This window comes from Marinococcus salis, from assembly GCF_054971365.1.
Window position 1 is genome coordinate 281,432 of the sequence record NZ_JBQOJB010000001.1, and the last position, 22,595, is coordinate 304,026.

Sequence of the window (22,595 nt, forward strand, 5' to 3'; positions counted from 1 at the left end):
TTTTATTAGTATTTGCTTCTGCTGCGAAACGATAATATATTCTGCTGCTCTGAATACTTAACGGTCAATGCCATTGCTACTGCCAAGTAAATAGCTGCCGCAGGATAATAGAGAATATGGCCTGCAATAATGGAAGCACTTATACCAAGCCCCATGCTTATCAGCCCAAAGAAAAAGTGCATATTCAGGGCAGTCGTCTTGTAGTTAATTAAATTTCGGATAATTAAATACGCTGTCAAAAATATTGGGAACGTCAGTATCAGCAAGCCGATGAATCCATAATCGAAGAACCAGTCAAACAAGTCCATTTCAATAGGTGCAGCTTCTTCTTCACTTGGATAATTCTGATATACGCCCATGCCTACGATTTTTTGACTAACCGGTGCTTCATTTAATTGGTGAACCGCCTCTGCCAAATGCTCTTCCCGTCCGCTAAGAATAGTAGAATGGTAAGGAATACTGTTAATAGCGTTCAAAATTTCCTGACTTGGCTTTTCTTCTTTTGGTTTTTCGGTATTTTGATCTTCGTTTTCTTCGCTTTCTTCACTTTCCCCGCCTTCCGGCTGGTCCTCTGCCGCCGCGCTTTCTTCTTCCTCTTCTACAGGCTCCGGCTCTTCATTCATGCTCTCGGTGACAGCAAGACCAAGGTTATTGCCTATAGGCATAGCCGGAACAGCTATGGCGGTTACAACGAAAACGGCAGCCAAAATAACGAAATTTAGATATCTTCGCTGAAAAAGCATTATTATGGCGTATATAACCCCAAGAACAAGCCCTGCAATAAGACCGACAAAAGCCACCTTTGTACCAAGCGTCATCATCGCCCATATGATTAACAGGGTTCCTGCCAGGAAAGCCAGCTTCTGCCATAGCTTCTCCGCTTTTAATAACACCAGCACTACAAATGGAAAGCTCATCGCAGTAATGGCGCTGATTTCATTACCCGAGAAAAACCACCCAGTGTGCCCTTCTTTTGCTAAAAAACCATAAGCTCTACGCCCTGTATTGGTAATATCGGCAAGGAAGACTATAATCCCCATAAAGAGCATATTTATTCCTAAAATGTAAGGGATGATTTTTTTATGTATGCCTTCTTCTGCCTGTTGATAAATAAACGTTAAATACGTAAAAACAACTATTGGAAAATAAATGGATTTTACGATATTTGTAACTTCAAGTGAAAGCACATAGGGGTCCTTCACAAAATAATTAACTCCGAAATTAATTGCAAAATACACAAATAATACAGGAATATAAATGAATAAGAGTTTTCTTATCCAGCCTGCAGAAAAAAAGTATAAATAAAGTAACCCTGCCCCAATAAATAGAGCACGGAACTGCGAAACCAGCGGGGTGTCAAAAAATATGAGCAAATCTAAAACTGGTTGTACTAATAAATAGGTTAAAAGAAAAATCTTCGCTATATTCCCAAACCTCAGGCTTGTAGTTCTTTCCATCAAGTCGCATCCTCCTAAAAAGGACAGATAATATTAATTCATTTGCACGTACACTCACGTCATGAATACTATCATACATTATACCATTCCACTAGAGAGAAAAGTCTCTAAACAGCCCCGGTCATTACTCACTTTATTTTCAATTTAGAAAAATTTTAATATTTTAATTCGGTTATGCATAAAAGGATTTTATATAAATTTGTATTAAAGCAGTTCAAACCTGGGCCTGGTCTTGAGAATGATTCTATCAATTGCTTTTAAAATTCTGGTCCATATACCCCTTCCACTCTTTATCCAGCCTTTTTGTTTTAACTTTTTGCAAGTTTTGTTTAAATATCTGGACGGGAAGGGTGTGCACGAAAGCATTCCTCCACACCTGAATCTTTTTCTTTAAAGACAATTTTTGCTTTTCTTCATTGAAGTACTGAAAAAAAGCTTTATATTTTCTGTTTCTTGTGTAAATTTTACTTACTTCCACTATATGCGTTTCTTCCACTTCTTTGGCTTCATGCGCCGGCAGGCGGTGCATGAAGTGGTTTTTTTTGTATTCAAACAGCTGCTCGAGGCCTTTTACTTTCGGCTTGAAGCTATCAGATATCCGGTTCATGGAATGTATTCTGTAAAGTATTAAAACGTCATCGACAGCATAAACTTTATGGCCATTCGCAAGTATGCGTAAATACAAATCCGTTTCCTGTGCACTCACCACTTCTGGACGAAAGCCCTCTACCTCCGTCAGGCATTCTCTTTTAATAAGTGGAAAAGAAGCGCCACCTATAAAATTCTCTGTCATAATTTTCGCGAAGGCTTCCTCATTACTGTATAAGTAGTTCTGCCCTCTGTTCATGTAGCGTTCAATCTGCAGGTCCTGGTATACGACCAGGCTGCTGCAAGTCACAATCCCAATAGCGCTGTCACGTTTGAATGCTTCGTATTGTTTTTCAAGTTTCGTCCCCGCCCATACGTCGTCATCATCCAAAAAAGCAATATATGCCCCCCTGCTTGCTTCAAGCCCTTTGTTTCTGGCAATATTCCCCCCCTGGGGAGTACTGTGGGTAATTACTTTAAGCCGTGGTTCTTCAATATTTTTTAAGTAAACATCTGTATCGTCCTCAGATGCTTCGTTTATCACTATAATTTCAATGTTTTTATACGTTTGGGCTCTAGCGCTATCCACCGCCTGCTGCAATAATGCTCTTCTATTTCTTGTTGGTATGATTATGCTGATTAGTTCACTACTCATTACAAAAGTCCCTTCCTCTCGCAGCTTAAGCATCTACTAGTTATTACGCGTGAATATATTTATAAAATCCTTCTCTATATGTTCCTGATAAAATGGTTCAGCTGTCTTAACCGCTTCCGTTTTCATACTCTCATATTCATATTCTTCCATGTCCAGTATAGCAATTATAGACTTATAAAAGCTGTCCGGGTTATTTTTTTCAGCTAAGAAACCATTTTTACCGTGAACGATATAGCTTCTTAATACAGAAATGTCACTCCCAACCACCGGCACGCCGCTGGCCAATGCTTCAATTCCCACAAGCCCCAGGCTTTCACTTTCAGTCGGAAAACAAAATACATCAAAGCAGCTCATCAACCTGCCGAGTTTTTCCGGAGATAAAGCTTCAAAATGTATAATGCTGGAGCATAAATCTAACTCTGAAACCCGCTCATGGAAAAGGTTTCTTTGACTGCCATCCCCTATCACTATTCCTTTTACTCGCGGCCCATACCTGTCTGTTAATTTGCGCATCGTTTCCAAATACGTATTCCACCCTTTTCCAGGTTCCAGCCTTCCTATAAAGCCCACATATTCACCTGGCACTGAAAGGTTGAATTCATTTATCGCATCTTCACGGTTGTAATTAGGTGAAAATGTCTTAGAGTTCACTCCTCCAGATGCGAAAACTGCTACCTTTTCTGGAGCTAGATTGTATTTTTGTTCCACAATTTTTTTAAAATAACTGGAGGGACAAAGAACCTTTTCTGCCTTTTTCACCGCAATAGAGGTTATAGAATTAACGAGCCGTTGCTTTTTATTCTTTGCCAGGACGTCGCTTCCATGAGTATTTACATATAAATGAACTGAACGAAACCATGAAGCTGCAATTACCGGGGGAGCGCTTAATGAAGGATAGTGAACATAAACGATGTCATACCTGCGAAAAAGAGTTTTCACAAAAGAGGCGAGGTAGAACCAAAGATAGCCTGCCGCCTTTCCCCATTTCGAATTCTTTTTAGTCATCACTGATACCTTGACATCCATTCCTTTACTTTCAAGAATGCCTTTGGAATTTTTTACAAACGTTCCATAAGAAGGGTGTTTACTGCTCGGGTACATATTAGATACAAGTAATATCTTCATGATTGCGCCACCTTCAACCAAATTTACATATCTAAATAAAATAGACCCGGCTCCAAAGCTGTGAAAAGCTGTCGGCGGATCTATTGCATCAAAAATTTAATAAGTGTCTCACTCTTTTGTGGATCCTGCTAACCTCTTGATGAAATTTAAAAACGGCCTGTATTGCTGGCTGACCAGCCCTACGCTTTCAACCAGGATCTCAATTAAAATCAGCATTACCAGTAATAGAATGAGGGAGACCCATAAAGTGGAGAGGGTAAACACTACAGCCGAGATACTGCATACTGCGCTTATGCAATAGATAATCATTACCGTTTCACGGTGGGAATAACCAAGCCGCAGCAGGCAATGATGGAGATGGGATTTATCCGGTGCAGACAGCGACTGCTTATGCACGATCCTTCGAATAATCGCAAAAAATGTATCTGAAATAGGCACCGCTAAAATCAGCGCCGGGACTATCAAAGAAAATACGGTAACATTTTTAAAACCCATTAGCGCTATAACGGCAATCATAAATCCTAAAAACAAAGCGCCGGCATCACCCATGAAAATTTTAGCTGGATGAAAATTGTACACTAAAAACCCAAGCGTTCCACCGAGCAGCGCAATGCTTAAAGCGACAATAAAAATATCGCTCTGCAAAATTGCCAGCACCGAAATGGTAGTTAATACAATGGCGGATACGCCAGCAGACAATCCATCGAGGCCGTCGATTAAATTTATTGCATTGGTAACACCAACAATCCAAAGCAGCGTAATAGGTATACTGAAAATCCCCAGCTCGAGGTCTCCGCCAAAAGGCAGGTTGATAAAGGTTACCTGCACACCGCCGACGATGACAATGATCGCTGCTGCAATTTGTGCTAGAAATTTTACCTTCGCTGTTAATTCGTAAATATCATCCAGCACACCGGTGACTATCACAATAGTGCCTGCAATGAGAATGTAGAAATAAGTTTCGTTTTCGGGTCGTAAAATCAGCACTCCTGCTAAAAAAGCAATGTATATGGCAAGACCGCCCATTCTGGCCATCTGCCCTGTATGAACTTTTCTTGCATTCGGCTGATCAGTAGCACCAATTTTAAACGCTAGTTTTTTCACTAAAGGCGTTGCTATCAAGGCCACTACAAAACTCGTTATTAACGCAATAGCAGTAACCATCGTCGTCCCCCTGTTTAAGAACGTTTTATGAACATTTCAGACACGTTCGAGTCCGGAAGATGACTCCCTTTTGTCTACAATTGTACATTTCTTACATCTTTCGCTTCAAAACCCTATAATGTTAGACGTTTCAATGTCAAAAAAGTTTCGTTCTTCCTACAATATATCGACTCATAAAGCTCGAAAATCAAGTAATACAAAATTATCTTATCATTTTCGTAACAAAAAGAATCGAAAACGCTAAAAAATCAATAAATAGTACCCTTTTTGCAAGTTTTCTACCTGAATCTTTATTCATTAATAGCGCCAAATTTAGCCATTATTTACTAATCTTTTTACAGCATCCCTTTCTTCCGGGGCAGGTTTAATTTAATTCAGCTTATGCTTCAGATAAAAATTCTTTGAAAAACATATTCTTGTATATTTCATGTTAAAATTTATAACGATTACGTAGTGCATAGCATCGGGAATATTAGTGATTACGTTTTGGCTGAAGTAGTGTACGAGTTAGGAGTGGATGTCATGAATGACTTACGGGTACCTGAGAAAAGATTCCGGCCTGAAGTAGAAGGGGTGCGGGCTGTAGCTGCTTTTTTAGTGGCTGTGTATCACATCTGGCTAGGTTCAGTTTCAGGTGGGGTGGATGTATTTTTCGTAGTTTCCGGTTACTTAATTACCACTTCCCTGTTATCCAGATTCGAACGGGAAGGCACAATCAACCTGCCTGAATATCTGCTTGGCTTGGGTCGTCGCCTCCTGCCCCTCGCTATAATTGTTATCTTATTTACGATGGTCGGCTCCATCCTGCTTCTGCCTCAAACCCAGTGGGCACAGATCGTTTCAGAAACGTTTGCCTCGGCACTGTATTTTCAGAACTGGGAATTGGCAACAAGTGCGGTCGACTATCTGGCTCAAAATAACGAGGCCAGTCCGTTTCAGCACTTTTGGGCGCTTTCGATTCAGGGGCAGTTTTATGTTTTTTGGCCTTTGCTTATATTACTAACTTATTTTCTTGCAAAAAAAATATTTAAAACGCCTCTGCGTAAAACGCTATTGGGCGTACTGGCCCTCGTCTTCGCATTATCTCTCAGCTATTCTATCTATATTACTTTTGCTAATCAGCCCTGGGCTTATTTCGACACGTTTGCCCGGGTATGGGAATTCAGCCTTGGTGGTCTTGTAGCGCTATTACTCCCTTACTTAACAATGAACAAGACCGTAAGTTTTATTCTTGGGTGGCTTGGACTGGCCATCATTTCTCTTACCGGCCTGCTTCTGCCTGTTTCTACTGTATTCCCTGGCGCCGCTGCTTTACTTCCTACTTCCGGGGCACTTCTTATTATTACAGCGGCCGAAAACAGCAGCCGTTTTGGTCCAGACAGACTGCTGGGCTCCAAGCCGTTTCTTTATTTCGGCAGTATTTCCTATGGGTTTTATTTGTGGCATTGGCCGATACTTATTTTTTATTTTGCCTATTTCGATAACACGACTGTATCAATTGAGGGCGGCATTGCTATTATAGTCCTTGCCTTCGCTGCATCGGTACTATCTGTCAAGGTTATTGAAACGCCTCTGCGCAAAATAAATATTAAACATTCTAAAAGAAAAGCAGTCACAGCACTGGCTTTGTTTCTGTTGCCCGCGCTGACAGCTGCCGGCGTATGGGAGAATTATGTCGAAAAAAGCCAGTCCAGTATCAGCGAGGATTATACAGTAACTGACTACCCCGGAGCCCGCGCAATATCAGAGGATATTGAACCAAACCCTGACATTGATCCCCTCGATAACGTGGCGCAGGCTGAAAGCGAGATGCCGGAATTTTATTCTGATAGCGAGTGCTATTCCGACCTTGAAGAAACGGAAATCAGCATGTGCTCCTACGGGGACACCACCGATCCTGAATACACCATCGCTTTGGTAGGCGGTTCTCATTCTGGGCACTGGTTTCCGGCCCTCGAAAAAATGTCCGATGAACTCAGCCTGCGGATCGATGTGTTTAATAAAGACGGCTGCCGCTTTTCGACAGACGATTTCGATGGCACCCTCTCTGACTCATGCATGCAGTGGAATGAGGACTCCATCGAACCACTGAAGAAAAACGATCCTGATTTACTTTTCACGACTGCTAATGTAAACGTAGGAGCCACTATACCGGAAGGCTATCTGGAAATTTGGAAAGAGTTCGAAGGCCATGCAGAAATATTCGCAATACGCGATAATCCACGAATGCAGGAAGACATTCCCACCTGCTTAGAAGAAAACGATGACCCAGCCGATTGTGCTGTTCCACGAGATGAGGTTTTGGCTGCAAATCCTCCATGGGAAAATACTGAAGAGGAAAAAATTCCTGACAATGTTACCTTTGCGGATATGTCCACCTACTTCTGTGATGATGACACGTGCGATCCCGTGATTGGTAATGTCATCACTTTCCGGGATAATCACCATATTTCCACGCTTTATTCCCGAACCACGGGACCTGCTCTTAAAGAACACATTGAAGACGCATTAGAAGAAAATGACGAATAACGGCATATAACAAAAAAGGGACTGCAGCTTAACCTGGCTGCAGTCCCTTTTACTATTGAATCGCAAACATCAGGTCTGCTTCTGCGACGACCTTGCCGTCCACGGAAGCCGTCCCTTTTCCTTTGACGATAGAGCGTCTCTGTTTGGTGACTTCCATTTCAAGGCGGAGCTGGTCTCCCGGCTTCACCTGGCCTTTAAAGCGGCATTCATCAATGCCTGCAAATAAGGCGAGCTTTCCCTTCATGTCCTCCTGCTGCATCAGCGCGACGCCGCCGGCCTGGGCGATCGCTTCAATAATAAGCACCCCTGGCATTACCGGATAGTCAGGGAAATGCCCATTGAAAAATTCTTCATTGGCGCTGACATTTTTAATGCCTACGGCCCGCTCTCCGGGTTCTACCTCAATAATTTTATCGACAAGCAGAAATGGGTAGCGGTGGGGAATAATTTCTTTAATTTGTTCAATCGAAAGCATCATTTTCCCTCGCTTTTAAACTAGTTTCCTCGAATCAACTGATAAATTTCCCACCAGGTCGATGGATTCAGGGCCTGAAAAGGATTGCCACCTCCGACCGCATAGCCGATCATCAGGCCTATAATCGCACAAATAAAGGCCAGAATTACAATAATAATCAGCCAATGCCACCAGAGCAGCTGCTGAAGACGTGCACGCACCTTCTGTGTGCCTCTTTTCAGCTGTTCTTTTCTATTCGGCTTCGAAGTCCTTGTACGGTTATTCTGATTGCTCATATGTACTATCTATGCTCCCTTAACCACAAAGACTTATCGAATGCTGTTAATCAATCCAAGCATCTGGTCCCCCTGCGTCAGCGCACGGGAATTAAACGAGTATTGTCTTTGGGCATTCATCATATTTACTAATTCGTTCGATAAATCCACATTAGACTGCTCGACCATTCCCTGCTTTACGCTGGACGGGTCAGCTTCTATAACCATATCATTTTCCGCTGCCCCGAGTCCATCTAAATCCTCAAAACGGTACCGATTGCCCCCGACAGACGTCAGCGCCTGCGGACGCTCCACCTGCACGATGCCAAATGAACCAATATTCACAGTCTCTCCGGCTGCCGTTACTCCTGTCAGCTCCCCGTTTTCCTGCATCGAAAACTCCGAAGTCCCTGCAGGAATATCGAATCTTCCTCCAGCTTCGTTTAATACAAAGCCGCCATTTTGATCAACGAGCGTATAGCTGCCGGGCGCTGCCGGATTTTCTGAAAGATACAGCTGCCCGTCTCTGGTATATTCAGTCGTCCCATCTTCTGCCTCTATTTGAAAAAAAGTATCCTTATCTTCAAGAGCAAAATCGAGCTCCCGTTCGCTCTCTTTCAGCGCCCCCTGCTCCATGCGAAGCGCGGTCTGTCCGATTGCTGCCCCCCCGCCTGTCCGGATCCCGGGCGGAGTAAGCCGACCCGTTCCATTTTCCGGCATTGGCATGTTGTCTTCCTGCTGATACATCATTTCGCTGAAGGTCGCCTGTCTTGATTTAAATCCTGTCGTTTCTGCATTGGACAGATTGTTACTGATGGTATCCATCTGCTGCTGAACGGCCCCCATGGATTGAAATGGTATGCGTAATCCCGAATACATGCTGTTTTCCTCCTGAATTCTATTTTACGTTTTTAATAGATTAGCCGAGCCGCCCCACTTCGTTTACCGCCTTTTCCATGCTGCGGTCATACGTCTGCATGACCTTCTGGTTGGATTCAAACATCCGGTATGCTTCCATCAGCTCCGTCATCGCCTGAGTGGAATCGGTATTGGATTGTTCGAGAAAGCCCTGCTTGATCTGGTAGCGGATGTTTTCATTATCCGCCGCAGCACCGAGCTCTTCCTCTGCTTCGAACATGCCTGCTTCAGTTTTAACTAAATCATTAGTATCGGGAGCGTACGCCACACCCAGCTGCCCGGCTTCCCCGCCATTTTCAAGTAGCACGGTGCCGTTTCCGGTGATTTGAAAACTTTCATTTCCAGTTTCCACAGGGGCGCCTTCGTTATTCAGTATGTACTGCCCATCTGCCGTCGTTAAAAACCCTTCTGCATCCACTGCCCAGTTGCCGTTCCGGGTGTAGGCCGTTCCTTCTTCTCCCTGGACCGTAAACAGCACCGCCCCGTTTTCATCCGGCACCTCTGCCTGAAGCAGAGCGGCGTCGGCTGGCGCGTTCGTTTCCTGCAGCTCTCCCGGAGTAAATGACGGAGCCTGGTCCTGCATGTAAACGCCTGTACCGAGTGCACCGATTGTGTGCGGCCCCCTCCCTGCATTCTCCGCATGAAGCAGCTGTTCCGGGAACGTCCGGATCGCGCTTTGATCGGATTTATATCCCGGGGTATTGGCATTGGCAATATTATTATTCAGCATATCTGTCTTTCTCTGCTGGGCTGCCATACCAGAAGCAGCATTATAAAAACCTCTCAGCATAATCCTATTCCCCGTTTCCGTGCATGTAGTCCCAGTGTCAACTCAGCGGGCATGCTTTTTCCGTATGAATTGTTTATTGATAATTAGTTCTATTTTACCACACGAGCATGCTTCAAGGAGCAGAATCCGGCATTTAGTGATGTATATCCTATTTTAACAATCGTTATATACCTAGTTTTAAAGTATTAAAAAAGCCACCACTGTGTAGTGATGGCTTGCGTTAGTAACGTTTAGGAGCGCTCGGCTGTTTTTAAGGAAGTATCTGCAGCTTCGTCTGCATTCACGCGCTTTACGTTCGCGCCGAGACTCTGCAGCTTTTTATGAAAATCCACATATCCACGGTCAAGGTGACGGAGCTCTGTTACTGTCGTTTCTCCTTCGGCTACGAGACCGGCAACAATTAATGCTGCTCCTGCGCGGAGGTCCGTGGCCGATACTTCGGCGCCCTGCAGCTTTTTCGGCCCGCTGATAACCGCCGTACGTCCTTCAATTTTGATGCTTGCATTCATGCGCTGGAATTCTTCTACGTGCATAAAGCGGTTTTCAAAAACTGTTTCTGTGATGAGGCCCGTACCCTTTGCCTGGGTAAGGAGCGCCATGAACTGTGCCTGCATATCCGTTGGAAAACCGGGATGCGGCATTGTTTTAATATCTACCGGCTTTAAAATGTCCGGGCCGGTGACAAGCATACCTCCGTCGCTTTCTTCAATCTTGACGCCCATTTCCCGCATCTTCGCTACAAGAGGACGTAAATGCTCATGCATCGCGCCTTCCACAAATACTTCGCCTCCAGTGATTGCTGCAGCAATCATGAAGGTACCAGCTTCAATCCGGTCCGGAATGATAGTGTGTTCCGCTCCAGTTAGTTTGTCCACGCCTTCAATACGAATCGTGCCGGTGCCGGCGCCGCGCACTTTGCCTCCCATGGCGTTAATAAAGTTGGCAAGGTCTACAATTTCCGGTTCCTCTGCTACGTTTTCAAGCGTTGTGGTGCCTTCTGCAAGCGCCGCGGCCATCATAATATTTTCGGTGGCACCAACGCTTGGAAAATCCAGATAGATACGAGCCCCCTGCAGACGCTCTTCTACTTTTGCTTCGATATAGCCATTGCCGATTTCAACGTGCGCGCCCATGGCTTCAAAGCCTTTCAAATGCTGGTCAATCGGCCGGGAACCAATTGCACATCCCCCCGGAAGTGCAATGTGGGCAATACCTTTTCTTGCCAGAAGCGGCCCCATGACAAGAAACGATGCCCGCATTTTACTGACATACTCAAACGGGGCTTCTGTGGAAAGATCCCCGGTAGCGTCAGCAATCCAACGGTGATCTTCATAAGTGACTTCTGTTCCGACGTGGCGAAGAACATTAGAAATCGTGTCTACATCTGCAAGCGGCGGCACATCATAAAGCGTGCTTTGCCCTTCTTCTGCCAAAAGAGTAGCTGCAATAACAGGCAGAACCGCATTTTTTGCTCCTTCTGCTTTGACGGACCCCTTTAGGCGTCTGCCTCCCTGTACAATAATTTTATCCAATTTAATTCCCTCCGCTATACTTATGCATATTATCTTTTTGTGCTGCGTGCTTTACCTGCAAAGCTGTACTGTTTTCGTCCTTTTGTCTAGCCTTTTCATTAGTCGCTTCCCGTCTTGAAATGTTACAGCGGTAAAGAGACCTTTTTTTCCTTGTCAGATCCGGCACCATCGATGAGTTTCATACAGAATTCTTTACCCGCTCCCGCATTTTCATAATCTTTTATGCCAAAAGTGTGAAAAACAGGTAACGAAGATACAAAGAAAAATCAAAATAGTCAATAAAGAAGCTGCTTACAGAGTAGCTGATTGCAATAGCGAACAATATAATCAAAAGTCTTCCCTTCAGGCTTTCCGGCCTTCGGATAAAAACGTCAAACCGAAACGCCTGCAGACACCACCAGGTCAAGATAAAAAAAGAGAGATGAAGCAGAATATGTATTAGTGCTTCCTGACCGTCCGGATTCATGCCATCATGCCTTTCTTTCATGTCTTTCTTTGTTGCCGTACAATGTCTTTGCAAATTTTAAGCTACGTTTCAGAATAATTAAATGTACCAGGGAAAACAAGAGTCAAAGGTTCTGCTACTATGTGCGAAGATAATTGGGATTAAGGATTCTTTTACTATTTTTAATGATTTATATAACTATAAGCATATTTCATTATAAAGGATTCGTAACCAAACATCTATAGTTCTATCTTCTTTAGAAAAGGCAGAGCTTCCTGTCCTTCCCTACCGCCTTCCCCCGGAGTCGGCTGAGTATGTAAAAAAGAACCGTTTCTCCTTTCGGAAAAACGATTCTTCAGATGTAATTTATGAGCCTTCGGAAACCTTCAGGCGGGTGTTTGCCCGCTTTAAGGCAAGCCGTGCCCGCATGACGTCAATTTCTTCTTCATTTATCCGGTTCAGTCTTTCTTCTGCCCGTTCTTTGGCAATGCGGGCCCGTTCCGGATCGATCTCTCCTGGAGTTTCTGCAGCTTCCGCCAAAATATTAACGGCGTCGGAGCGGACTTCTACGAATCCTTCACTCACGGCCAGTAACTTTACTTTGTTTTCATACTTAATGCGGACTGCATCGATTTTTAGAGGAGCCACGGTCGGAACGTGGCCGGGGAGAATCCCCATTTCGCCACTTTCCGCACGAACACTGACCATCTCTACTTCTCCATCAAAGACGGACCCGTCCGGAGTCACTACGCTGAGATGCATCGTTGCCATCTGTGTTCTCCCTCCCCCGTGTCGTCCTTAGGACATAGATTTTGCTTTTTCAACTACATCTTCAATTGGGCCGACAAGGCGGAAGGCGTCTTCCGGCACGTCATCGTGCTGCCCGTCAAGAATTTCCTTAAATCCGCGTACCGTATCCTTTACGGGTACGTACGTACCCTTCTGGCCGGTAAACTGCTCCGCCACGTGGAAATTCTGTGAAAGGAAGAACTGAATGCGGCGGGCACGGTTTACCGTGAGCTTGTCTTCTTCGGAAAGCTCTTCCATCCCGAGGATAGCAATAATATCCTGGAGTTCATTGTATTTCTGGATTGTTTGTTTTACCTGCTGCGCAACCTCGTAATGCTCTTCACCAACAACCTCCGGTGCAAGTGCACGTGAAGTGGAGGCAAGCGGATCCACAGCCGGATAAATACCCATCTCTGTTAACCGGCGCTCCAGGTTGGTTGTCGCATCCAGGTGGGCAAACGTTGTTGCCGGTGCCGGGTCTGTGTAGTCGTCCGCCGGTACATACACTGCCTGAATCGAGGTAACCGATCCTTTTTTCGTGGACGTGATACGCTCCTGCAGCTGACCCATTTCCGTTGCAAGGGTCGGCTGATAACCAACCGCGGACGGCATCCGGCCGAGAAGGGCGGATACTTCCGAGCCTGCCTGCGTGAAACGGTAGATGTTGTCGATAAAGAGAAGCACGTCGGCCCCTTCTTCATCACGGAAATGCTCTGCCATGGTCAGGCCGGTCAGGGCTACGCGCATCCGGGCACCCGGCGGCTCGTTCATCTGGCCGAACACCATGGCTGCTTTGTTAATAACTCCGGAATCGCTCATCTCAAAGTACAGGTCGTTCCCTTCACGGGTACGCTCCCCTACACCTGCGAACACGGAAATCCCGCCGTGTTCCTGGGCAATGTTGTTAATGAGCTCCTGAATAAGTACTGTTTTCCCTACGCCTGCACCGCCAAAAAGGCCGATTTTTCCGCCTTTTACGTAAGGGGCGAGCAGATCTACGACTTTGATACCTGTTTCAAGCACCTGTGTTTCCACAGCGAGCTCGTCAAACTTCGGAGGTTTGCGGTGGATCGGCTTACGTTCAACGCTGTCTGCCACCTGCTCTTTCATGTCAATCGGCTCCCCGAGAACGTTAAATACGCGGCTGAGCGTATCGTTTCCGACCGGTACCGAAATAGATCCTCCTGTGTTTGTTACTTCCGTTCCGCGAATGAGGCCGTCTGTCGAAGACATCGCGATCGTACGCACAGAATTGTCGCCCAAATGCTGGGCAACTTCCAGGGTGACGTCTATGGCTTCTTTATTTTCAGTTGCCGGCTGTGATACGCGGAGCGCGTTGTTTAGTTCCGGAAGCTGGCCGCTTGGAAACTGAACATCAATAACCGGTCCCGTAATCTGGGTAATTCGACCGTTTTCTTCACTCATTGTAATCGTTCCCTCCTTACTGTCCGGCAGGGCCGGACGAAATAATTCTTCTATTCAAGCGCAGCTGCACCGCCGACGATTTCTGTGATTTCCTGCGTAACAGCTGCCTGGCGGGCGCGGTTGTAGGAAAGGGTTAAATCATCGACCATATTGTTTGCGTTATCGGTTGCTGCACTCATCGCTGTCATCCGGGCCCCGAACTCACTTGCTTTGGCATCAAGCAGAGCCCCGTAGATTAAGCTTTCTGCGTACTGCGGGAGAAGCTGTTTTAAAATTGCCTCAGGCGAAGGCTCGTATTCATACTGCGCCGTGCCTTTGCTGTTCTCTTCACTTACTTCCTCCGTCAGCGGCAGCAGTTTCTTTTCTGTTACCTTTTGCTGAATCGGGTTAATAAAGTGGTTATACCAGATATATAATTCGTCCACATCTTCGTTTGCGTACAAGTCCACTGCAAGACGCGTGACGTTTTTAATATCGTTAAAGGACGGCTGGTCCGGCAGGCCCGTGATTTCATCGAACATCGGAATGCCATAACGCTTTAACAGGTCCCGCCCGGTCCGGCCGATTACAATGACGCTGTATTCGTCCTTTGACTGGTGGCGCTCCCGCAGCGTTTGCATTAAGTCCCGGAGAATGTTCGAGTTGTAGGCCCCTGCAAGCCCCTGGTCTGTAAATATGGCAATATAACCGGTCTTCTTTACAGGCCGTTCTTCAAGCATCGGGTGAGATATACCGCTGCTTCCGGCAGCGATGCCGGAGACAACGTCTTTAATTTTTTTCGTGTACGGCTCGTATCGCTGAGCATTTTGCTGGGCCTTATTCAACTTTGACGCAGACACCATTTCCATGGCACTTGTAATCTGCTTCGTTTTTTTCGTCGACTGGATACGGCCTTTAATTTCTTTTAAGGAAGCCATCTGTTCACCACCTTTTGAACCTTTTTACGTGCGGCAAGCTTTATTTTGAAGGATTAAATGACTTCTCAAACGATTGAATCGCCTGTTTGAACTCTTCTTCGTCCGGAAGTTTTCCAGTGTCACGAATTCCTGCGAGCAACTCCGAATGGCTTGATTCAAGGTACGCAAGCAGTTCCTTTTCGTAACGGCGGATGTCTTCTGTCGGAATGTCGTCCAGAAATCCTCTTGTCAGGGCAAACACAATCGCTACCTGAAGCTCCATACGAAGCGGCTGGTGCAGCCCCTGTTTGAGCACTTCCACGGTTCTCCCCCCGCGGGCCAGTTTATCCTGCGTGGATTTGTCCAGGTCGGACCCGAACTGGGAGAAGGCTTCAAGTTCACGGAACGAGGCCAGGTCGAGACGGAGCGTACCGGATACTTTTTTCATTGCCTTTGTCTGGGCCGAGCCGCCGACACGGGATACGGAAATACCCGGGTTGATGGCCGGACGGACGCCAGAGTTGAAAAGGTTCGCCTGGAGGAAGATCTGGCCGTCGGTGATGGAAATCACGTTTGTTGGAATATAGGCACCTACGTCCCCTGCCTGGGTTTCAATGATTGGAAGAGCTGTCAGTGAACCAGCGCCTTTGTCGTCACTCAATTTCGCTGCCCGTTCGAGCAGGCGGGAGTGAAGGTAAAAGACGTCCCCTGGGAAGGCTTCACGGCCCGGCGGGCGGCGAAGAAGGAGAGAAAGTTCACGATAGGCGTTTGCCTGTTTGGTTAAGTCATCATATACAATAAGCACATGCTTGCCGTTGTACATAAACTCTTCGCCCATGGAAGCTCCGGCATACGGCGCCAGATAAAGCATTGGTGCCGGCTCGGAAGCCCCTGCGTTTACGACAATCGTGTAATCAAGCGCGCCTTTCTGGCGGAATGTATCCACAACCTCTGCCACGGTCGAGTCTTTCTGGCCAATGGCTACATAAATGCAGATAACGTCCTCATCTTTCTGATTCAAAATTGTATCGATCGCCACTGCCGTTTTACCGGTCTGGCGGTCGCCGATAATAAGCTCACGCTGGCCGCGCCCAATAGGAATCATCGTATCCACGGCTTTAATACCGGTCTGGAGCGGCTCAGATACCGACTGCCGGTCCATAATGCCCGGCGCACCGCTTTCAATTGGGCGGGATTTGGTTGTGTTTGTGGAGCCAAGTCCATCCACAGGCTGGCCGAGGGCGTTAACTACACGTCCGAGCAGCTCTTCGCCGACCGGCACTTCCATGATGCGGCCGGTCCGTTTAACCTGGTCACCTTCACGGATTTCTTCGTAAGCGCCGAGAATGATAATACCGACGTTTCCTTCTTCAAGATTCTGAGCCATGCCCATGACGCCGTTTTCGAATTCCAGAAGCTCACCAGCCATCGCGTTGTCCAGGCCGTAGGCACGGGCGATACCGTCCCCTACCTGAATGACGATGCCGACTTCTTTGGACTCTGTCTCCGCTTCAAACTGTTCAATCTGCTGTTTAATTAAAGAACTAATTTCATCGGGTTTGATACTCACCAGGATTCACCCCATTCATGATAAATTCGTTTGCGTTATATTACGCTGCAAGCGGTCTAGCTGACCTTGAATGCTTCCGTCAAAAATCGTATGTCCAATGTGTACCTTCATGCCGCCAATGAGAGAAGAGTCCACTCTGTTTTCAATATAAAGCTCGTGCTTGCCGACCCGCTGGGCAAACTTGCGGGAAACTGCCTGTTTTTCTTCATCCGATAATGGTTTCACCGTATAAACAACTGCATTGGCCACGCCAAGCCGTTCATTGATAAGCGCAATTGTTTCCTTTGCCACTTCATCAATCAGATGAAGCCGTTTGCGGTCAAGCAGCACACTCATCATTGAACGGCTGCGTTCGCTCCAGGAGCCGAATGTACTCGCAATGAAAGACTGCTTTCTTTCACGGCTGATCGACGGATATCTAAAAATCTGGTACATCTCCGGATGCGCGTGGAACACTTCGAGCATAGCTTCCCATTCCTGCTTCGTTTCTTCAAGAGCCCCGTGCTCTTCCGCACTTTTTAAAAGCGCACGGGCATAGCGTTTCGCGAGGGTTGGATTACTCATAAGCGACCGCCGCTTTCCTGTACGTATTCCTGAATCAGTTTTTCCTGTTCTTCTTCATCTAATTCTTTTTCAATAATTTTCGTAGCAATCAGCACAGAAAGCTGGCCGACCTGGGCACGAAGTGCTTCAACTGCCTGCTCCCGCTCTCTCGTAATATCAGCAAGGGCGTTGTCTTTCATACGGTTGGCTTCTTCGTGGGACTCCCGGATAATTTCCTTGGACTGTTCCTGAGCTGTCTTGCGGGACGTTTCAATGATAGATTGCGCTTCTTCGCGCGCTTTCTCCATTTCCACCCGCTGCTCTTCTAAATATTTTTCCGCTTCCTGACGGTGATTTTCCGCTGTCTCTATTTCATTGGAAATGTGATTTTCACGTTTTTTCATCTGTTCAACAATTGGACCCCAGGCGAACCGGCGAAGCAACAGCAGTAAAATGAAAAACGTAAAAAGTGAGAAAAGCACATCTCCGAACGCAAATGTAGATGGCAAAAGATTTCACTCCTTTCTTAGATATACAAAAGGAATGGCGAAGCCAGTTCCCCCACTCCGCCATTTTGCTTCCCTTTCCAAAACTGTATGTTTATTGGAAAAGCGTGATAAAACCAACAACGACTGCGATGATCGGAACTGCCTCAACAAGACCGATACCAATGAACATAAGTGTCTGCAATCTGCCGCCAAGCTCCGGCTGACGGGAAGTACCGTCGATCGCCCCTTTGATTACGATTGCGTTGCCAATACCTGCACCAATTGCTGCTAAACCTGCTGCGATTGCAGCTGCTAAAAGACCCATGTGCAAATCCTCCTTAAATTAGTTTAAAACTATATTGTTATTTCGTTGTTTCTGCAGATGCTGCTGTAATTAATGATCCGTTTCCACTTTGTGCGAAATGTAGACCATGGTCAGTACCAGGAAGATAAACGCCTGGATAAAACCGATGAACAGGCTGTATCCCTGCCAGGCAACCATTGGAATAATGCCAAGAGCGGTACCGATTGGAAAAGTCGTACCCACTGTCGCCAAAAGCGTCAGAAGTATCTCCTTGGCATAAAGGTTGCCGAAAAGCCGTGCCCCGAGTGTCAGTGTGTTGGTGAACTCCTCAAGAATGTTGATCGGAAAGAGAAATTTCTTTGGACGGAAATAGTTCTTTCCGTACTCCTTTGCCCCGCGAAGCTTAATACCGTAGAAGTGCGAAAGCACAATGACCATTACAGCCAGCGTCATCGTCACCACCGGATCAGCCGTCGGTGATTTCCACCAAAGCACGTGGGTTTCATCATTAATCAGCATGAACGGAATCCCGAGCAGATTCGCTACCAGAATGAATAGGAAGATCGTAATTCCCAGGCCGAAGAAGCGCTCTCCGGTTTTCCAGTCCATGGTGCTTCCAATCATATTGCGGACGAATTCAATCACCATTTCAAACACGTTCTGCATGCCGGTTGGTCTCATCGAAAGAGTCCGCGCACTTATCAGTCCAATGATGAACACAATAACTGCTGCAATAGTCAGCATCATGACATTGGAAAGATTAATGTGGAAGCCGGGTATACCAAACAAATCATAAACATACGGCGATTCGTGCTCTATATTCAAGTCTCAGTCACCCCTTTACTATGTTAGTCAATTGTGCGCTGCAGCTAAAAATTATTTTTCTTTGCTGAAGTGAACGGATAAAGCGTAAAGCAGCAGATAAGGACTGAACAATCCAATCACCAGGTAAAGCAGACGGAATTGTTCCGGAAACCGGACATAGAGCATGGCAATGACTACTCCTACTGCGAGCCTCGTGGCCATGCCAAACGGAAAAATCTTTTTTTCCGCGAGTACCGCCTTCTGGATTCGTTTTGTTTCCCGGTGGGCGTGCCAGATGTTAAAGGCTCCTCCGCATGCTCCTGCAAATAAGCTCACTGCTTCCTGCCGGAACGCTGGAATCAGCGCCGGAGCTATGTACAATACAAGCATTCCAGCCAATCCTATAAATAACGAGCGGAGATACAAGCTTGTATCATTCATGCGCGGTCCACCTTTTCCTCCGAAACAGACTGATTAGTCCGTTAATACACTACGAAATCCATTGAGAAAATTTTTACACAACTTTTCGTAACAATAGCTGCCTCCTACATGTTTTAGGCAAAAAAAAGAAACAAATGCGTGAATCATGCCGTTCATGAAGGAATTCCAAATTTCTCCCATATGTAAACCTTATCATACGTTCTTCATCATCGTACAATAGCCGCCCCTTGATGTCAATGGACGAAAATTAACAAAACCCTGTATTGGCGCACGTTTCAGGCATTTTTTATTTTGTGTCTATTAAGTGACATTTTCATATCCTTACGTCAAGAAAAGACTAAATGAAGCATATGCATATTCGTTATTTCTCATATGCATATACGTCATCTCCCTGCCTGACTGTTTGGGATGTATACATCCTTTACAAACCAAAGGGCTTCTCCGTGCATGCGGACAAAGCCCTTGTCACCTTTTATTTTGTGCCGAATAAACGGTCGCCGGCATCTCCGAGTCCCGGGACAATATAGCCCTTTTCGTTTAGTTTCTCATCCATTGAAGCCAGGTAAATGTCCACATCCGGATGCGCTTCCTGTACGAGCTCCACTCCTTCAGGCGCAGCAATTAAACACATGAGCTTAAGGTTCTGGGCTCCACGTTTTTTCAGGCTGGTCAACGCTTCAATAGCAGAACCGCCTGTTGCAAGCATCGGATCAATCACAATAAATTCCCGCTCCTCGACATCACTTGGCAGCTTTACGTAATACTCGACCGGCTGCAGTGTTTCCGGATCCCGGTACAGCCCGACGTGCCCTACTTTCGCGGCCGGGATCAGTTTGATAATACCGTCGGTCATGCCAAGCCCTGCACGCAGTATCGGCACTACTCCCAGTTTTTTGCCTGCAAGCGTATAGGATTTTGCCGGCCCTACCGGTGTTTCCACGGTTACTTCCTGCAGCTGTAGATTTCTTGTGATTTCAAATGCCATCAGGGTAGACACTTCGTCGACAAGCTCCCGGAATTCCTTCGTTCCTGTTGAGACGTCCCGGATGAATGTAAGTTTATGTTGAATGAGCGGATGATCCAATACATGTACATTTCCCATAAGTATAGTCGGCTCCTTTTTCCCCGGCGCCAGCCGGTGCTTATTAACCCATGTCCCTATCGAACATATTCTTTAAAAATTCTACCTAAAAAGCGTGGTGGATTCAAGGTAATATGAAATGACAGAAATATGCCGCAATTCCAAGGCCCGGTTATAAATAACAGCAGCGCCGGCATGCACTGCTGCGAACGTTTATTTTAAATTGTCTTCGATATACTTTACGGTTTTGCGAAGCTCTTTCGGGCCCGGACGGCCGAATGGATTTGTCTGGCGGTGCTGGTATAAAAATCTGCCTTCTTCATCGAGCAGAAAGTATGCCGGTTCCCCGTGCGCTCCGTGGTCTTCATAAGGAGCTTCCGAGCTGTGGTAAAAGACGCCGTAATCATCGAGTACTTTCAGGGCTTCATCGACGAGCACTGGAAAGGTGAGCCCGTATTCTTCTGCCATGGTCCGCAAGTCTTCGGGGTTATCGGTAGAAATAGCGGTGATGTTTACGTTATTTTTTTCAAAAAAGCTGCGGTGCTCTTCCCAGGCTTGAAGCTCTTCTTTACATACCGGGCACCATGACCCCCGGAAAAAGACGAGCAGCTGCCAGCCTTTACCTATTTTTTCTTCGAGTTTAAATTCTTCGCCATGAACGTCAGCAAGCGTGAACATTGGTGCCTTCTCATTTATTGCAAAAACCATTTGAACTCCTCCTTTTCCCAATCTATATATACCCTAACACACTTGTGTTCACCCCCGAAAAATACAGGTCTCTCCTGAAAGCCAAAAAACAGCTGCCTCCTTTAAATAGGAGAACAGCTGTTTCAGCATGCTCGTTTGTTACCGCAAGCTGGGGATATTACAGATATTCGTAAATTGGAAACCGGCCCGTTAAAGTTTTTACACGTCCGGCCGCTTCTTTTAACGCTTCCGCGTCTTCATGGTTTTTCAACGTATAGGCGATAATGGAGCCGATTTCTTTCATTTCTTCTTCGCCAAAGCCGCGGGATGTAACAGCTGCAGAGCCAAGACGGATACCGCTTGTGACAAATGGCTTTTCCGGGTCATACGGGATGGCGTTTTTATTCGCCGTAAGGCCGACTTCATCCAAAGCCTTTTCCGCTATTTTCCCTGTCAGTTCCAGGCTGCGGGTATCCATCAGCACGAGATGGTTGTCCGTACCGCCTGAAACCACAGTAATGCCTTCATTCTGCAAGGAGTCGCTTAGGCTGCGGGCATTTTTCACAACATTTTCGGAATACGCTACGAAATCCTGTTGCAGCGCTTCTCCGAAGGCCACGGCTTTCGCAGCGATTACGTGCATGAGCGGTCCGCCCTGCAGGCCCGGAAATACTGCTTTATCAATCTTTTTGCCGAATTCTTCCTTACACAGCACCAGGCCTCCGCGCGGTCCACGCAGCGTTTTATGGGTTGTGGTCGTAACAAAATGCGAATGAGGGACCGGATTCTGATGAACGCCAGCTGCTACAAGTCCGGCAATGTGCGCCATATCAACCATTAAGTATGCATCTACTTCATCGGCGATTTCGCGGAATTTTTTAAAATCGATTTCACGTGGATACGCACTTGCGCCGGCAACGATTAATTTTGGCTGTGTTTCTTTAGCTACACGAAGCACTTCATCATAATCAATTACCTGATCTTCTTTGGTCACACCGTATTCCACGAAATTGTACTGCACACCGCTGAAGTTAACGGGACTGCCGTGTGTTAAGTGGCCCCCGTGGGAGAGATTCATGCCAAGCACGGTGTCACCGTGATTTAAGACCGTATAGTAAACAGCCATGTTTGCCTGGGCGCCGGAGTGGGGCTGCACGTTTGCATATTCTGCGGCGAATAATTCCTTAGCCCGGTCAATCGCGAGCTGTTCAACCGTATCCACGTGCTCACAACCGCCGTAATAGCGGCGGTTTGGATAGCCTTCCGCATATTTATTAGTAAGAACGGAACCTTGCGCTTCCATTACTGCACGACTCGTAAAGTTTTCCGAAGCGATTAGCTCAATCTTATCGCGTTGACGTCCCAGTTCCTTCTGCATTGCCTCAAATATGGCCGGATCCTGCGTTTGTACACTTTCTGCATTTACCTTTGTTTCCATCTGTAAATCTCCCTTCCCTTCGGTACAACAACGAACGATTGACTTTAATGAAAATATTTCGTTCGTTATTTTTCTCCTCTTGTCACCATGTTTTTCATTGTAACACGTATTTTTTACGAATTTCCGTACCTTTCGAAATTTTTTCGGATTTCTTTCTTTTTTCTTCGCCTGGACGTGAAGAAAAAAGAACCGCGGCA

At 46.2% G+C, this 22,595-nt stretch carries 23 protein-coding genes; 1 reads left to right on the top strand and 22 read right to left on the bottom strand.

Annotation, left to right across the window (positions count from 1 at the left end):
• Window positions 1-5: 5 nt before the first annotated feature.
• The 4 genes from ACTTK6_RS01330 to ACTTK6_RS01345 all read right to left on the bottom strand — a co-directional run bounded on the left by ACTTK6_RS01330 (window position 6) and on the right by ACTTK6_RS01345 (window position 4,989).
• Window positions 6-1,457 carry an O-antigen ligase family protein gene (locus ACTTK6_RS01330; RefSeq protein WP_462832483.1) on the bottom strand — a complete coding sequence of 484 codons (1,452 nt, stop codon included), beginning with the start codon at window positions 1,455-1,457 and terminating at the stop codon, window positions 6-8.
• Window positions 1,458-1,704: 247 nt separating this feature from the next.
• Window positions 1,705-2,700: a glycosyltransferase family 2 protein gene (locus tag ACTTK6_RS01335; RefSeq protein ID WP_462832427.1), complete on the bottom strand. Its 996-nt coding sequence runs from the start codon at window positions 2,698-2,700 to the stop codon at window positions 1,705-1,707.
• A gap of 36 nt (window positions 2,701-2,736) precedes the next feature.
• Window positions 2,737-3,825, bottom strand: a complete 1,089-nt coding sequence (locus ACTTK6_RS01340; RefSeq protein WP_462832428.1) for a glycosyltransferase family 4 protein — start codon at window positions 3,823-3,825, stop codon at window positions 2,737-2,739.
• A gap of 108 nt (window positions 3,826-3,933) precedes the next feature.
• The gene (locus tag ACTTK6_RS01345) at window positions 3,934-4,989 is read right to left on the bottom strand and encodes a glycosyltransferase family 4 protein (protein WP_462832429.1); all 1,056 of its coding nucleotides are present in this window, start codon (window positions 4,987-4,989) and stop codon (window positions 3,934-3,936) included.
• Between the two features lie 522 nt (window positions 4,990-5,511).
• Here ACTTK6_RS01345 and ACTTK6_RS01350 point away from each other — a divergent pair.
• Window positions 5,512-7,518 (top strand): acyltransferase family protein, encoded by a 2,007-nt coding sequence (locus tag ACTTK6_RS01350; protein ID WP_462832430.1) that lies wholly within the window; start codon window positions 5,512-5,514, stop codon window positions 7,516-7,518.
• A gap of 52 nt (window positions 7,519-7,570) precedes the next feature.
• Here the strand turns inward: ACTTK6_RS01350 and fabZ are convergent, their stop codons facing one another.
• From fabZ to glyA, 18 genes are all read right to left on the bottom strand, one after another.
• The gene (fabZ, locus tag ACTTK6_RS01355) at window positions 7,571-7,993 is read right to left on the bottom strand and encodes a 3-hydroxyacyl-ACP dehydratase FabZ (protein WP_027847263.1); all 423 of its coding nucleotides are present in this window, start codon (window positions 7,991-7,993) and stop codon (window positions 7,571-7,573) included.
• A 20-nt stretch (window positions 7,994-8,013) separates the two neighbouring features.
• Window positions 8,014-8,268, bottom strand: coding sequence for a DNA-directed RNA polymerase subunit beta (locus tag ACTTK6_RS01360; protein ID WP_079474706.1), 255 nt, complete (start codon window positions 8,266-8,268; stop codon window positions 8,014-8,016).
• Window positions 8,269-8,301: 33 nt separating this feature from the next.
• Complete coding sequence (locus tag ACTTK6_RS01365) at window positions 8,302-9,126, bottom strand: flagellar hook-basal body protein (protein WP_462832431.1); 825 nt, start codon at window positions 9,124-9,126, stop codon at window positions 8,302-8,304.
• A 40-nt stretch (window positions 9,127-9,166) separates the two neighbouring features.
• Window positions 9,167-9,955, bottom strand: coding sequence for a flagellar hook-basal body protein (locus ACTTK6_RS01370; protein WP_462832432.1), 789 nt, complete (start codon window positions 9,953-9,955; stop codon window positions 9,167-9,169).
• A gap of 230 nt (window positions 9,956-10,185) precedes the next feature.
• The gene (murA, locus tag ACTTK6_RS01375; RefSeq protein WP_079474703.1) at window positions 10,186-11,487 is read right to left on the bottom strand and encodes a UDP-N-acetylglucosamine 1-carboxyvinyltransferase; all 1,302 of its coding nucleotides are present in this window, start codon (window positions 11,485-11,487) and stop codon (window positions 10,186-10,188) included.
• Between the two features lie 220 nt (window positions 11,488-11,707).
• Complete coding sequence (locus tag ACTTK6_RS01380; protein ID WP_233133188.1) at window positions 11,708-11,974, bottom strand: DUF1146 family protein; 267 nt, start codon at window positions 11,972-11,974, stop codon at window positions 11,708-11,710.
• A gap of 324 nt (window positions 11,975-12,298) precedes the next feature.
• On the bottom strand, window positions 12,299-12,703 hold the full coding sequence (locus ACTTK6_RS01385; protein WP_462832433.1) for a F0F1 ATP synthase subunit epsilon: 405 nt from the start codon (window positions 12,701-12,703) through the stop codon (window positions 12,299-12,301).
• A 27-nt stretch (window positions 12,704-12,730) separates the two neighbouring features.
• Window positions 12,731-14,146, bottom strand: coding sequence for a F0F1 ATP synthase subunit beta (gene atpD, locus ACTTK6_RS01390; protein ID WP_462832434.1), 1,416 nt, complete (start codon window positions 14,144-14,146; stop codon window positions 12,731-12,733).
• 50 nt (window positions 14,147-14,196) lie between these two features.
• Window positions 14,197-15,063, bottom strand: coding sequence for an ATP synthase F1 subunit gamma (gene atpG / locus ACTTK6_RS01395; RefSeq protein WP_079474700.1), 867 nt, complete (start codon window positions 15,061-15,063; stop codon window positions 14,197-14,199).
• A 40-nt stretch (window positions 15,064-15,103) separates the two neighbouring features.
• On the bottom strand, window positions 15,104-16,612 hold the full coding sequence (gene atpA, locus ACTTK6_RS01400; protein WP_079474699.1) for a F0F1 ATP synthase subunit alpha: 1,509 nt from the start codon (window positions 16,610-16,612) through the stop codon (window positions 15,104-15,106).
• A 15-nt stretch (window positions 16,613-16,627) separates the two neighbouring features.
• A complete protein-coding gene (locus tag ACTTK6_RS01405) occupies window positions 16,628-17,176 on the bottom strand; it encodes a F0F1 ATP synthase subunit delta (RefSeq protein WP_462832435.1) in 549 nt (182 codons plus the stop codon).
• Complete coding sequence (gene atpF, locus ACTTK6_RS01410; protein ID WP_079474697.1) at window positions 17,173-17,664, bottom strand: F0F1 ATP synthase subunit B; 492 nt, start codon at window positions 17,662-17,664, stop codon at window positions 17,173-17,175. Before atpF ends, ACTTK6_RS01405 begins: the two co-directional genes overlap by 4 nt.
• Before the next feature lie 91 nt (window positions 17,665-17,755).
• On the bottom strand, window positions 17,756-17,968 hold the full coding sequence (atpE, locus tag ACTTK6_RS01415) for a F0F1 ATP synthase subunit C (protein ID WP_022794575.1): 213 nt from the start codon (window positions 17,966-17,968) through the stop codon (window positions 17,756-17,758).
• A 69-nt stretch (window positions 17,969-18,037) separates the two neighbouring features.
• A complete protein-coding gene (atpB, locus tag ACTTK6_RS01420) occupies window positions 18,038-18,766 on the bottom strand; it encodes a F0F1 ATP synthase subunit A (RefSeq protein ID WP_079475056.1) in 729 nt (242 codons plus the stop codon).
• Between the two features lie 57 nt (window positions 18,767-18,823).
• Complete coding sequence (locus tag ACTTK6_RS01425; RefSeq protein WP_079474696.1) at window positions 18,824-19,192, bottom strand: ATP synthase subunit I; 369 nt, start codon at window positions 19,190-19,192, stop codon at window positions 18,824-18,826.
• A 472-nt stretch (window positions 19,193-19,664) separates the two neighbouring features.
• The gene (upp, locus tag ACTTK6_RS01430) at window positions 19,665-20,294 is read right to left on the bottom strand and encodes a uracil phosphoribosyltransferase (RefSeq protein WP_079474695.1); all 630 of its coding nucleotides are present in this window, start codon (window positions 20,292-20,294) and stop codon (window positions 19,665-19,667) included.
• Window positions 20,295-20,486: 192 nt separating this feature from the next.
• Complete coding sequence (locus ACTTK6_RS01435; RefSeq protein ID WP_079474694.1) at window positions 20,487-20,981, bottom strand: peroxiredoxin family protein; 495 nt, start codon at window positions 20,979-20,981, stop codon at window positions 20,487-20,489.
• Between the two features lie 157 nt (window positions 20,982-21,138).
• Entirely contained in the window at window positions 21,139-22,398 is a 1,260-nt protein-coding gene (gene glyA / locus ACTTK6_RS01440) for a serine hydroxymethyltransferase (protein WP_079474693.1), read from the bottom strand.
• Window positions 22,399-22,595 lie beyond the last annotated feature (197 nt).

Coding starts and splice junctions, on each gene's coding strand:
- ACTTK6_RS01350 (WP_462832430.1), top strand. CDS start 5,512: ATGAATGACTTACGGGTACCTGAGAAAAGATTCCGGCCTGAAGTAGAA.
- atpE (WP_022794575.1), bottom strand. CDS start 17,968: ATGGGTCTTTTAGCAGCTGCAATCGCAGCAGGTTTAGCAGCAATTGGT.
- ACTTK6_RS01345 (WP_462832429.1), bottom strand. CDS start 4,989: ATGGTTACTGCTATTGCGTTAATAACGAGTTTTGTAGTGGCCTTGATA.
- ACTTK6_RS01340 (WP_462832428.1), bottom strand. CDS start 3,825: ATGAAGATATTACTTGTATCTAATATGTACCCGAGCAGTAAACACCCT.
- ACTTK6_RS01435 (WP_079474694.1), bottom strand. CDS start 20,981: ATGGTTTTTGCAATAAATGAGAAGGCACCAATGTTCACGCTTGCTGAC.
- ACTTK6_RS01360 (WP_079474706.1), bottom strand. CDS start 8,268: ATGAGCAATCAGAATAACCGTACAAGGACTTCGAAGCCGAATAGAAAA.
- glyA (WP_079474693.1), bottom strand. CDS start 22,398: ATGGAAACAAAGGTAAATGCAGAAAGTGTACAAACGCAGGATCCGGCC.
- atpD (WP_462832434.1), bottom strand. CDS start 14,146: ATGAGTGAAGAAAACGGTCGAATTACCCAGATTACGGGACCGGTTATT.
- ACTTK6_RS01425 (WP_079474696.1), bottom strand. CDS start 19,192: ATGAATGATACAAGCTTGTATCTCCGCTCGTTATTTATAGGATTGGCT.
- ACTTK6_RS01385 (WP_462832433.1), bottom strand. CDS start 12,703: ATGGCAACGATGCATCTCAGCGTAGTGACTCCGGACGGGTCCGTCTTT.
- ACTTK6_RS01365 (WP_462832431.1), bottom strand. CDS start 9,126: ATGTATTCGGGATTACGCATACCATTTCAATCCATGGGGGCCGTTCAG.
- ACTTK6_RS01335 (WP_462832427.1), bottom strand. CDS start 2,700: ATGAGTAGTGAACTAATCAGCATAATCATACCAACAAGAAATAGAAGA.
- atpG (WP_079474700.1), bottom strand. CDS start 15,063: ATGGCTTCCTTAAAAGAAATTAAAGGCCGTATCCAGTCGACGAAAAAA.
- ACTTK6_RS01370 (WP_462832432.1), bottom strand. CDS start 9,955: ATGCTGAGAGGTTTTTATAATGCTGCTTCTGGTATGGCAGCCCAGCAG.
- ACTTK6_RS01330 (WP_462832483.1), bottom strand. CDS start 1,457: ATGGAAAGAACTACAAGCCTGAGGTTTGGGAATATAGCGAAGATTTTT.
- fabZ (WP_027847263.1), bottom strand. CDS start 7,993: ATGCTTTCGATTGAACAAATTAAAGAAATTATTCCCCACCGCTACCCA.
- upp (WP_079474695.1), bottom strand. CDS start 20,294: ATGGGAAATGTACATGTATTGGATCATCCGCTCATTCAACATAAACTT.
- ACTTK6_RS01380 (WP_233133188.1), bottom strand. CDS start 11,974: ATGAAAGAAAGGCATGATGGCATGAATCCGGACGGTCAGGAAGCACTA.
- ACTTK6_RS01405 (WP_462832435.1), bottom strand. CDS start 17,176: ATGAGTAATCCAACCCTCGCGAAACGCTATGCCCGTGCGCTTTTAAAA.